Raw genomic sequence first — 11,926 nt, 5'->3', positions numbered from 1 at the left:
GATAACTGTATTGTTCAGATTAAGATCACTGTATTGAAAGCATGAGGATTGAACGCTTCACCATGATCCTGTTCGAGCCGGACCGCCGTCGCAATGCCGCCCCGACCCTGGTGGACCAGACCGTCACCGCCCTGGAACACGCCATCCAGGCGCACCTGCTCCGTCCGGGGATGATCCTGCCCTCGGTGCGGAAGTTCGCTCGCGACCACGGACTGAGCACGTTCACCGTCATGGCGGCCTACAACCGCCTGGTCGCCCGGGGCCTGCTGCAGTCACGCCCTGGCGCCCATTTCCGCGTCAGCCGCCAGAAACAGGCCGCGCCCGCAACGGTGCCCGAATGGGTGGCGCCGCGCATCGGCGCCTCCTGGCTGCTGGCCGACGTGTTCGCCGACCATTCGATCTCGATCAAGGCAGGCTGCGGCTGGCTGCCCCCGGACTGGCACGACCAGGCCGGCCTGCCGCATGCCATGCGCCAGCTCAGCCGCGTCCCGATCAGCCAGATCTCGTCCTACGGCCATCCGCTCGGCTACCACCCCTTGCGCGAACACATCGCGCACAGCCTGCTGGAACACGGACTCGAAGCGGCGCCCGACCAGGTGCTGCTGACCCATGGCGCCACGCAGGCGCTGGACATCGTCGTGCGCACCTTGCTGCGCCCCGGGGACCACGTGGCGGTCGAATCGCCTTGCTACGCCAACCTGCTGCAAATCCTGGCCCTGAACCGCATCACGGTGCACGCGGTCCCCAGGACGGCGGAAGGCATCCACGAAGCCACGCTCCAGGCGCTGGCGCGGCAGCATCCGATCCGCGCCCTGTTCGTCACCTCGGTGCTGCAGAATCCGACCGGCGCCAGCTTCACGATGGCCGGGGCGTTCCGCCTGCTGCAACTGGCCGAACGCCATGACTTCCTGGTCGTGGACGACGACACCTCCCGCGACCTCCTGCCCGAACCCGCCCCCATGCTCGCCGCGCTGGCAGGCGCCAGCCGGGTGATCTACGTGTCCGGCTTTTCCAAGAGCGTGATGCCCTCCACCCGCGTGGGCTATCTGACCTGCGCCAAGCCGCTGGTGGATGAATGCGCGCGCACCAAGATGTCGCTGGGCCTGACCTCGACCGAAGTCATGGAACGCGCCGTCTACCACGTCCTGCGGGACGGCCGCCACAGCACCTACCTGCGCGGCATCCGCGAGCGCCTGCGCCAGGCGCACGACCAGGTCACCGCCGCCATGCACGCGCACGGCTTCGAAGTCTGGGGGGAGCCGGGCGCCGGGCTGTTCCTGTGGGCCAGACCGCCGGCGCCGCGCCCCACCGGGGACGAACTGATCCGGCTGACCGAGCAGGCGCTGAAGGCCGGCATCTGGCTCGCCCCGGGCAACTACTTCGACCCGGAGGGCCGGGATGAAGGCTGGATGCGCTTCAATGTGGCGTACTCCGGAGACCCGCGCCTGTGGCGGTTTTTTCATCGCTGGGCCGCCCCGAGATGAAAAACGCCCCCTTGGGGGATGAGTCCGGACGTAGGGCAGTCCCCTGCGGACTGGCCTACGCCTGACGAATCCGAGTGGCATGCAGGCCACGAGGTGGACAGCAAGCCGAAGGCGCAGCGTGGGGGTCATTTTCCTCAGGAAGTGCTGGGCGGACTCAAGGCGGGATCGGCGTCGAAGCCGCCGGCAAACGCCTCCAGCAAATAATCCAGCAGGACCCGCACGTTGCGGGGCGTCCGGTGTGTATACGGACGCAGCGCGAAAATGGTCCGTCCGAAGGTGCCGATCGGACGCCACTGGGGCAGGATTTCAACGAGTTCGCCCTTGCGGACCGCGTGCTGCGCGGAAAAATCCGGCAACAGCGCGATGCCCAGCCCCGCGCAGGCCATGTCGCGCAGCACCTCGCTGTTATTGGCCACGAAACGCGGCTGCACGGGGACCGTCGCCTGCCTGTCCGTCCGCCGGGACTCCACACGCTCGAACACCCAGTGGGCCGACCCCTGTTGGCGCGGATAGTGCAGGTGCCAGTGATCCACGAGTTGCGCAGGCTCCCGGGGCATGCCCTGCGCCGCCAGGTAGGCGGGGCTGGCGACCAGCAGGGTACGGGTGCGGCACAAGACCCGGGCCACATCGGTGTCGGGCGGTGACTCGACGTGGCGCAAGGCCAGGTCGAAGCCCTCTGAGATCAAGGACACCAGGCTGTCCCGCATATCCAGTTCCACCCGGATCTTCGGGTAGCGCCGCAGAAATTCCGGCAGGCGGGCGACCAGTTGCTGGCGCGCGAAGGCCACGGGCGCCGTAATGCGCAGCAGTCCGGCAGGCACGTCGGACAGGTCCCGCACCTCCGCAAAGCTGTGCGCGATGCGTGCGTAGGCGTCGCGCGTGTCCTCGACCAGGCGCTGCCCGGCGTCCGTCAGGCGCACCGAGCGCGTCGTGCGCAGGATCAGGGGCACCCCCGCCGCCCGCTCCAGTTCAGCCATCCGCTGGCTCATGGCCGCCTTGCTGACGTCCAGCCGCCGGGCGGCCGAGGTGAAACTGCCCTGCTGCGCCAGCACGATCAGCCAGTGGATATGCGGCCAGAGCCTGTCAATGTTCTTGGAATCCATAAACCTATTGTTCACTAAAACAAACAATGATTCCAGTCTTCGTGTCTATGCAGTCGCCCGGGCCGTTCTTACACTGGCTCCATCGTGCTCCATGCGCAACGACCAACCCCCTCGGGAGACCACCATGCAAGCCTACACAGACACCGCCGACGTCGGCCATTTCATCAACGGGCAACGCACCCTGGGCCAGGGCGACCGCACCCAGGCCATCTACAACCCGGCCACCGGGCAGGCCGCGCGCCAGTTGCGTCTGGCCGGCCCTGAAGACGTCGAAGCCGTCGTCGCCGCCGCCGCTGCCGCCTTTCCCGCCTGGGCCAACACCCCGGCGCCGCGCCGCGCCCGGGTCATGTTCAAATTCCTGGCGTTGATGAACGCCCACCTGGACGAACTGGCGGCCATCATCACGGCCGAACACGGCAAGGTCTTCAGCGATGCGCAGGGCGAACTGGCCCGGGGCATCGACATCATCGAATTCGCCTGCGGCATTCCGCAGTTGCTGAAGGGCGACTACACCGAGCAAGTCGCGACCGGCCTGGACAACTGGACCATGCGCCAGCCTCTGGGCGTCGTCGCCGGGATCACGCCCTTCAACTTCCCGGCCATGGTGCCGTGCTGGATGTTCCCGCTGGCGATCGCCTCGGGGAACTGCTTCATCCTCAAGCCCAGCGAGCGCGATCCCTCCGTGTCCCTGCGCATCGCCGAGCTGCTGCGCGAGGCCGGTCTGCCCGACGGCGTGTTCAACGTCCTGCAAGGCGACAAGCAGGCGGTGGACGCCTTGCTGACCCACCCCGACGTCCAGGCCGTCAGCTTCGTCGGCTCCACGCCCATCGCCCGTTCGATCTACGAGCGCGGCGCGCAGCACGGCAAGCGGGTCCAGGCCCTGGGCGGCGCCAAGAATCACATGGTCGTCATGCCCGACGCGGACCTGAATCAGGCCGTCGACGCCCTGATCGGCTCGGCCTACGGCGCCGCCGGCGAACGCTGCATGGCCGTGTCGGTGGCCGTGCTGGTGGGCGACGCCGCCGACCGCATCGTGCCCATCCTGGCGGAACGCGCCCGCACGCTCAAGGTCTCCCACGGCATGGATCCCCAGGCCGAAATGGGTCCGGTCATCACCCAGGAGGCCCTGGAGCGCATCCGCGGCTACCTGGACATCGGCCTCGCCGAAGGCGCCCAACTGGTGCACGACGGCCGCGATCTGTGCGTCCCCGGCCACGAGGACGGCTTCTTCATCGGCGGCAGCCTGTTCGACCACGTCACGCCCGACATGCGCATCTACCAGGAAGAAATCTTCGGCCCGGTCCTGGCCTGCGTCCGCGCGCCGGACATCGATGCCGCCATCCGCATCATCAACGAGCACAGCTTCGGCAACGGCGTCGCCTGCTTCACGCGCGACGGCCACGCGGCGCGCGAATTCGCGCGGCGCATCCAGGTCGGCATGGTAGGCATCAACGTGCCCATCCCCGTGCCCATGGCCTGGCACGGCTTCGGCGGCTGGAAGAACAGCCTGTTCGGCGACATGCACGTCTACGGCGAAGAAGGCGTGCGCTTCTACACGCGCCAGAAGTCCGTCATGCAGCGCTGGCCGGACAGCGAGGCCAAGGGCGCGGAATTCGCGTTTCCGACGCATTGATGCAACGGAGAGCGTTCAGCGCCTTGCAAGGCGCTCCGATTCGCCAGGCATGAAACATCTTCAACCGTAGCATCTCCCCACGTCGCGCCTTGCAAGGCGCTCCGATTCGCCAGGCATGAAATGATCCGCAGGGATCATTTCATGTCCTGTCTCATCCCATGCGCCTGTCCAGCGCGCTCCTGAGCAGCGCCGCCGAACGGAACACCCCGTGGGCGAACTTGCCGTACGGCATGGTCAGGAAGAAGGCCATCACGGCCCCCAGGTGCAGGGCCAGCCACAGGCCCATCGCACCGGTATCCCGCCAGACAAGCAAGGCCAGGCCGGTGGCGCTCACCAGCATCAGCAGCGCGATGAAGCCCCGGTCCATGGGCTGCTGGGCCGACACGGCGTGGTCGGGATGGCGGCGGAGATTCAGCCACAGCAGGCCCGCCGGCCCGATCAGCAGACCGATCCCGCCCACGATGCCGAACAGCACCGGCACGCTGACGACGGGATACGGCGCAGGGTAGTCCAGCAGATAGTGGTACAGCGTCGCCACCGAGGTGGCGATGAAACAGCACACGAAGCCGTAGAACGTCAGGTGATGGAACGCCCGGCGCCTGTGGGTGTAGCGGTCATCCTCGTCGTTGCAGCCCTCGCCATGGCCGCCATCCAGGTATTTCAGCGTCAGGGCCTGGCCCGCCGCATCGAGGCCGGCCGCGCCCAGGACGGCCCCCGGCGCCGCCGCGGGCGACAGCATGCGCCAGAACGCGGCGACCCCCAGGCCCAGGGCCACGATCGCGTACAGGAACACCGCGCCGAACATCAGCACCAGCAGGTTATGCGGGAAGATGGCGTAAAAATTCCCGGCCAGCGGCACGTGCAGCCAGGCGCCCTGGTTGAGGATCAGGACGAGGACCAGAAACAGCGCCAGGCCGCCGGCGGTCGCCAGGGCCATCGTCAATCCGGCGCGCCGGTACAGCCGGCCCAGCGCCGGCGGCCAGGCGAACTCGGCGTACGTCAGGGGCCGCACCGCCGCCAGCGCGCGCGGCACATTGACGGCGAACTCATGGGGCTCGGCGTACTGGCAGGCATGCAGGCAGGCGCCGCAGTTGTGGCAGACGTTGGCCAGGTAGTGGATGTCGGCCTTGTTGAATTCCAGCAGGCGCGTCATGGCCGGGAACACGGCGCAAAACCCTTCGCAATAGCGGCAGGCGTTGCAGATGGTCATGACGCGGTCGACTTCGGTTTCTTCGGGCGACAGCATCAGGGTGGATACCGCGTCCCGGGTCAGGGCTTGCAGGGTCTGCATGGAAATTCCTCGGTGCTATGCGACAAGCGCGGTGGCGGGCCGCTGCAGGGCGGCTGCGGCAGCCTGGGCCCCGGCGATACGGCCGAAGGCCGTGCCGATGCTCATGCCCACCCCGGCGGTATAGCCTTGCCCCAGGACGTTGCCGGCCATGACTTCGCCGGCCGCGAACAGGTTGTCGCTGGGCTGTCCGCCGAAATGCACGGCGGCGCGCGCGTCGACCCGCACGCCCAGGTAGGTAAAGGTGATGCCGGGACGCAGGGCATAGGCGTAGTAAGGCGGCGTGTCCAGGGGACGCGCCCAGTGGGTCTTGGGCGGTTCGAGCCCCTCGGTATGGCAGTCGTCCAGGACTTCGTGGTCAAAATGCCCGGCGCGGCAGGCCGCGTTGTAGTCGGCCACGGTCCGCACGAAGACGGCCTCGTCCAGGCCCAGGCGCCGGGCCAGCGCATCCAGGGTATCGGCCTGCTCGCCCTTGAACACCGGCGGCATGAAGCGGCCCACCGCCTTGGCGTCGATGATGGAATAGCCGATCTGGCCGGGCTGCCGGGCCACCAGCCGCCCCCAGATGGCATAACGCTTGGGCCAGAAATCCTCGCCTTCGTCGTAGAAGCGCCGCGCCTGGCGATTGACCACGATCCCCAGCGACACGCAATCGATGCGCGTGCAGATGCCGCCGTCGTACAGCGGCGCGCGCGCGTCGATCGCCACCGAGTGGCACTGCGTCGGATCGCCGATCCGGTCCGCCCCTTGATCCAGCAGGTCGCGCAGCAGCACGCCCTGGTTGAAGCGCGTGCCCCGGATCAGGAAATTTTCGGCAGGCCATTCCCCTGCCTCGTTGGGGCCCCAGGCCTCGCGCAGCCATTCACGATTCGACTCGAACCCGCCCGAAGCCACGACGCAGGCGCGCGCCTCGATGCGTTCATCGCCCAGCCAGGCCGCCCGAAAATGCCCCTCTTCCAGTTCCAGCCGATCCACCGTCGCGTCATAGCGCACACGCACGCCCAGCGCCTCGGCGCTGCGATAGTAGGCGTTGATCAGGGCCTTGCCCCCGCCCATGAAAAAGGCATTGGTGCGCGCCACGTGCAGCGTGCCCGACAAGGACGGCTGGAACCGCACGCCGTGGCGGCGCATCCAGTTGCGGCAGCTCGCCGAATGGCGGATCGCAATGCGCGCCAGTGCTTCATTGGTGCGCCCGCCGGTGACCTTGAGCAGGTCCTGCCAGAACTCCTCCTCGGGATACGCATCCACCAGCACATCCTGGGGCGCATCATGCATGCAGCGCAGATTGCGCGTATGCGAGGAATTCCCCCCGCGCCACGCCCGGGGGGCGGACTCCAGGACCAGCACCTCGGCGCCCGCCTCGCGCGCCATCAGCGCAGCGCACAAGGCGGCGTTTCCGCCGCCGATGACCAGGACGTCGAGCATGATCGGCTCTCGAAGGGTTGAACACCTCCGGAAGCTTAGGCGGCGCCGGCCAAGTCCGCTAGACGTCCGTCCGGCAAGCCCTCTTCACGACTCGTGAAGGCTGCGGGCGCCGATCCACTGCCCGCTTTCGACCAGCCCGCGCACCACGTCGCGCAGCGCCACGCGGACCGCCAGGCCCGCAGGCGACAGCTCATCGTCGGACAGGCTGGCCAGCAGATTGCGGCGCACCAGGCCCGGGTCCGAGATCCGCGCCATGACCAGGTCGCGCCCCGCCATGCGGGTGATGGCGGCGCCCGGCTGGATCGTGGCCGCCAGGCCGGCGGCCACGGCGTCCATCAGCATCGCCAGGGAATCGATCTCCATCGCCACCTCGGGCCCGCGCGCCTGGCGGCGCATCGCCGAAGCCAGCACGCCGCGCAGACCGTGCATGTGCGTAGGCATAGCCAGCGGCAGGCCCGCCAGGCCGGCCAGGCGCACGGTCTTGCGGCGGGGAAAGTCCTTGAACCCCCGGGCCGCGATCACGTAGAGATTTTCTTCGAGCAAAGGCATCACCGACCACTTGCGGCCTGCCTCATCATTGAACAGGATCGCCAGATCGAGCTGACGGGCATTGAGCATGGCCGCCAGATGCCCCGACAAGGACTCGACCAGATGCAGGCGCACATCGGGATAGCGTTCGCGCATCGCCAGGATCAGGGGCAAGCCAAGCACCGCCGCCGTGGTGGGCGCCAGGCCGACGCTGACATGGCCGGACAAACGCGCCTGCTGGGCGGCGCGCGCCGCCTCGTCGATGTTGCGCAGGGCAAGCTGCGCCTGCCGGAAAAAAGCGATGCCCGCGTCCGTGGGAGCGACCCCCGCCGCCGTGCGCAGCAGCAATCGGGTCGAGAGTTCGGATTCCAGGCGGCTGATCTGCTGGCTGAGGGCCGAAGTCACCACGCCCAGTTCGCGCGCGGCCTTGCCCATGCTGCCCTGCTCGATCGCGCACACGAAATAGCGCAGTTGGCGGATTTCCATGGAGCGATAGTAGCCCAATCTGCACGGGTAAAATCTGCTGTAAGGTTATGGTCGCACCCACCTCTGGACACCGAGACATGCGCCTGCCGAGATTTTCAACCGCCCTGGCCGCCCTGCTGCTGGCCACTTCCGCCCTGAGCGCCGAGACGGCCCCGCCCTCGCCGCCCGCGGCCTCCACGGCGACCGCGCAGGCCCTCCCCGCCGGCGTCCGCCAGATCGTGATGATCGAGGGCGTGACCGAATACCGCCTGGCCAACGGCCTGCAGGTGCTGCTGGCGCCGGACGATTCCCGCGCCCAGACCACGGTGAACATGAGCTACCGCGTCGGCTCGCGCAACGAAGGGCCGGGCGAGACCGGCATGGCGCACCTGCTGGAACACCTGCTGTTTCGCGGCAGTCCCAAGCACCCGGACGCGCTGGCGGAATTCGCCCGCCGGGGGCTGGCGGCCAACGGCTCGACCACGGCTGACCTGACGAACTACTACGCGACCTTCGCCGACGACCCCGGCACGCTGCGCTGGTATCTGTCCTGGCAGGCCGACGCCATGCTGAACTCACGCATCGCCCGCGCCGACCTGGACGCGGAAATGCCGGTGGTGCGTAATGAAATGGAACGCGGCGAAAACAGCCCGTTCAGCATGCTGATGCAGCAGGTCGCCTCGGCCGCCTACGTCTGGCACCCCTACGGCCGCAGCGTCATCGGCGCGCGCTCCGACGTAGAGCACGTCGGCATCGAGCCGCTGCGCGCGTTCTACCACCGCTACTACCAGCCGGACAATGCCACGCTGATCGTCACCGGCCGCTTCGACCCCCGACAGGCGCTGCAATGGATCGCCCGGGATTTCGGCGCCATCGCCAGGCCGGCCCGGACCCTGCCGCCCGAGTACACGGTCGAGCCCGTCCAGCAGGGCGCGCGCAGCGTCACGCTGAAACGCATCGGCGGCAGCCCCATCGTGCTGGCGCAGTACCACCTGCCGGAAGCCGCCAGCGACACTTACACGGCCCTGTCCATCGGCACCGCGATGCTGGCCGACACCCCAGCCGGCCCGCTCTATCAGGCCCTGGTGGCCAAGGGCCTGACCAGCAATGTGTTCGGCTTCGCCCGCGCCATGAAACAGCCCGGCTACGCCGTATTCGGCGCGCAGGTCCAGCCCGGCGCAGATGCGCAGGCCGCCCTGTCCGCCCTGGAACACGGTCTGGAAAACGAGGGCATCGCCCAACTGGATCAGGCCGCCCTGGACCGCATCCGCACCGCCTGGATGAACGACTGGAAACAGACCTTCAACCAGTCCGGCGCGCTGGCCGGCGCCCTGTCCGACGCGGTCTCCCGGGGGGACTGGCGCCTGTTCTTCATCGAACGCCTGCGAGTCCAGGCGCTGACGCTGGAAGGCGTCCGCACGCAACTGGCCGCCTGGCTGCTGCCCAGCAATCGCACCAGCGGCCTGTATCTGCCCACGCCGGATCCGAAGGACGCGCCCGCGCCCGCCGCGGCCGATCTCGCGCCCTGGATCGGGCAACTGGCCACCGGCACCGAGCGGCCCGCCGTGGCCGCCTTCGACACCCGCCCCGAGGCCATCGACGCCGCCACCCGGCGCAGCATCCTGACCTTGCCCAACGGGCCGGTGGCCCTGGCCCTGCTGCCCAAGGCCACCGCCGGGGGACAGGTCCACGCCGTGCTGCGCATGGGCTTTGGCAGCGCCGATGAATTGCGCGGCCAGGGCCTGGTGCCTCTGGCGACCAGCGCCATGCTGCTGCGCGGCGCCGACGGCATGAGCCGCCAGCAGATCGAAGACCGCCTGAATGCGCTGGATTCCGAGCTGGGGTTCAATCTGGACGGCAACGTCCTGAGCGTGTCCATGCGCAGTTCCCGTGAACACCTGCCCGACGTGCTGGACCTGGTCTTCCACCTGCTGCGCGCGCCCGCCTTCCCGGAGGACGAGCTGGAACAGATGAAGCGCAGCCTGCGGACCGACCTGGAGGACGACGCCGCCAGCCCGGGTTTCCTGGTGCGCAACACGCTGCAACGCCACGACCAGCCCTGGGCGCCGGATGACATCCGCTACACCCCCACGAACGCCGAGGTGCTGGCCCAGGCCGACACACTGAACCGCGACCAGTTGCAACGCTTCCATGACCGGTTCTATGGCGCAGGCCATCTGTCCCTGGCCGTGGTGGGCGATTTCGATCCAGTTGCCGTGGAACAGCACCTGCGCACCGGCCTGGACGGCTGGCGCGCAGCCCCGGCCTACCAGCGCCTGGCGGACCCCTGGTATGCGATGAAGCCCGAGACCTTCCGCATCCCCGCACCCGGCAAGGCCAATGCCGAATACCGCGCCGCCCTGCCCTTGAAGCTGCGCGACACCGATCCGCGCTGGCCTGCGCTGATGCTGGCCAACTACCTGCTCGGCGGATCGGAGGATTCCCGGCTGTGGCAGGGCATCCGGGTGCGCAGCGGCCTGTCCTACGGGGTGGGCAGCGCCGTCAACGCCTCGCCCTTCGAAGACTCCGGTTCCTGGACCCTGTACGCCAGCATGGCCTCCCAGAACGCCGACGCGCTGCAAACCGCGATGCGCGCCGTGCTGGACGAGACCCTGAAGACCGGCTTCACCCAGGCCGAGGTCGACCAGGGGGTCCAGTCCCTGCAAAACTACCTGGGACTGGGGCGCTCCAACGACGCCTACCTGGCCTACCGCTGGATCGATTATCTGGACACGGACCGCAGCTTTGCCTGGCAACAGCACATCATCGACCAGTTGCGCGGCCTGAAGGCGGACCAGGTCAACGCGGCAATGCGCGACCTGCTCAAGCCCGATCAGCTCAGCATCGCCATCGCCGCCGATCCGCATCCGAAGCCCTGAGGCCCGCCGCCACGGCCCGGCGCCCGTCAGGCCCGGGCCGCCAGACCGATGTGAAAAGCACGACACGAATCACCCTAATTATTACGATATGAAATAAATCATGCTAGATTGAGCAAACGGCAGCTTCCGCGGACTCCCGTGCCGACCATGATCCATTTCACCACCGACGCCATCGCCCCCGCCGACCGCTTTGATCATTGGCGCGAGGTCCGCGGGAAAAATCTGTTCGGCATCACGATCGAATTGCCCGCCGAACACCGTCTTGCTTTCCGGGGATCATTCAAGGCACACGCCGTCGGCAATGCGGTCGTTTCGGAAATGCGCGCCTCGCCTTATCGAGCCAGCCGCACCAAGACCGACATCGCCCACATCGCCGCCGACAGTCTGTGCATCGGGTTGCTGACGCGCGGCTGCACGATGCTGGATACCGGACACGACCGGTTCCAGGTCGTCGGCAGTGGCGACATGGTCATCAGCTATTCCGACCACCCCCATAAATCGGTACCGGGCGGTACCGACGAGTTTCACTACCAGTTGCTCAAAGTGCCCGTCAACAACGAGTTGATGCTCGGCCAGTCCGTATCCGACCTATCAGCCGCGCGCTGCAAAGCCGACGCCACACTCTCCCGACCATTGGAGGCATTGTTCCGGACATTGCTCGCCGAAGGCAGCGGGATCGCCGACCCGCAGGGGGCTGTGGCGCACCTTGTCCGGCTGGCGCTGGTTGCGCGCGGGCGGATCAACCCTCGCCGGCCCGAAGTCCGCGCCGCGCTTCGAGCAGGGCTGTATCACGCCGCGCGGGAAATCACGGCCCGGCGCAAACGCCAGCAGGATCTCACGCCCGCGATGGTGGCGTTCGACCTGGGCATCTCGGTGCGCCAGCTCTATGTCGTTTTCGAGAGCGCCGAACAATCCTTCACGCACACCCTGACCCGGCTCCGGCTGGAGGACGTCAAGCAGCTTCTCGACAGCGCGCCCGCCCTGTCGATCACCCAGATCGCCGGCAGCTGCGGATTCGACAGTCTCGCGACCTTCTACCGGGCGTTCAAACGCCACTACGGGATCTCGCCCAACGCGTTCCGCGAAAAAAACTTCCTTTCCAGTTCAAATACTTGCTGACC

The 11,926-nt window shown here is 67.8% G+C and carries 8 protein-coding genes; 4 read left to right on the top strand and 4 right to left on the bottom strand.

Going from position 1 to position 11,926, the window contains the following annotated elements; translation table 11 throughout:
- Positions 1-62 precede the first annotated feature (62 nt).
- On the top strand, positions 63-1,484 hold the full coding sequence (locus tag ACFO0J_RS17725) for an aminotransferase-like domain-containing protein (protein ID WP_376814460.1): 1,422 nt from the start codon (positions 63-65) through the stop codon (positions 1,482-1,484).
- Positions 1,485-1,618: 134 nt separating this feature from the next.
- On the opposite strand, the gene ACFO0J_RS17720 is transcribed toward ACFO0J_RS17725, so the two are convergent.
- Positions 1,619-2,587: a LysR family transcriptional regulator gene (locus ACFO0J_RS17720; protein ID WP_376814421.1), complete on the bottom strand. Its 969-nt coding sequence runs from the start codon at positions 2,585-2,587 to the stop codon at positions 1,619-1,621.
- A 124-nt stretch (positions 2,588-2,711) separates the two neighbouring features.
- On the opposite strand from ACFO0J_RS17720, the gene ACFO0J_RS17715 reads away from it, so the two are divergent.
- Positions 2,712-4,220, top strand: a complete 1,509-nt coding sequence (locus ACFO0J_RS17715) for a CoA-acylating methylmalonate-semialdehyde dehydrogenase (protein WP_376814420.1) — start codon at positions 2,712-2,714, stop codon at positions 4,218-4,220.
- 151 nt (positions 4,221-4,371) lie between these two features.
- Here ACFO0J_RS17715 and tcuB read toward each other — a convergent pair whose 3' ends face one another.
- The 3 genes from tcuB to ACFO0J_RS17700 all read right to left on the bottom strand — a co-directional run bounded on the left by tcuB (position 4,372) and on the right by ACFO0J_RS17700 (position 7,947).
- On the bottom strand, positions 4,372-5,511 hold the full coding sequence (gene tcuB, locus ACFO0J_RS17710) for a tricarballylate utilization 4Fe-4S protein TcuB (RefSeq protein WP_376814419.1): 1,140 nt from the start codon (positions 5,509-5,511) through the stop codon (positions 4,372-4,374).
- A 15-nt stretch (positions 5,512-5,526) separates the two neighbouring features.
- Positions 5,527-6,933, bottom strand: a complete 1,407-nt coding sequence (gene tcuA / locus ACFO0J_RS17705) for an FAD-dependent tricarballylate dehydrogenase TcuA (RefSeq protein WP_376814418.1) — start codon at positions 6,931-6,933, stop codon at positions 5,527-5,529.
- Positions 6,934-7,017: 84 nt separating this feature from the next.
- The gene (locus tag ACFO0J_RS17700) at positions 7,018-7,947 is read right to left on the bottom strand and encodes a LysR family transcriptional regulator (RefSeq protein ID WP_376814417.1); all 930 of its coding nucleotides are present in this window, start codon (positions 7,945-7,947) and stop codon (positions 7,018-7,020) included.
- 77 nt (positions 7,948-8,024) lie between these two features.
- On the opposite strand from ACFO0J_RS17700, the gene ACFO0J_RS17695 reads away from it, so the two are divergent.
- Positions 8,025-10,805, top strand: coding sequence for a M16 family metallopeptidase (locus tag ACFO0J_RS17695; protein WP_376814416.1), 2,781 nt, complete (start codon positions 8,025-8,027; stop codon positions 10,803-10,805).
- Between the two features lie 147 nt (positions 10,806-10,952).
- Positions 10,953-11,924 carry an AraC family transcriptional regulator gene (locus ACFO0J_RS17690; protein ID WP_376814415.1) on the top strand — a complete coding sequence of 324 codons (972 nt, stop codon included), beginning with the start codon at positions 10,953-10,955 and terminating at the stop codon, positions 11,922-11,924.
- The last annotated feature ends 2 nt before the right edge of the window (positions 11,925-11,926 follow it).

The sequence above is a fragment of the Castellaniella hirudinis genome (assembly GCF_042651965.1).
GTDB lineage: Bacteria > Pseudomonadota > Gammaproteobacteria > Burkholderiales > Burkholderiaceae_B > Castellaniella > Castellaniella hirudinis.
Note: the sequence above shows the minus strand (reverse complement) of the source record. Positions and strands in the feature narration are given on the sequence as shown.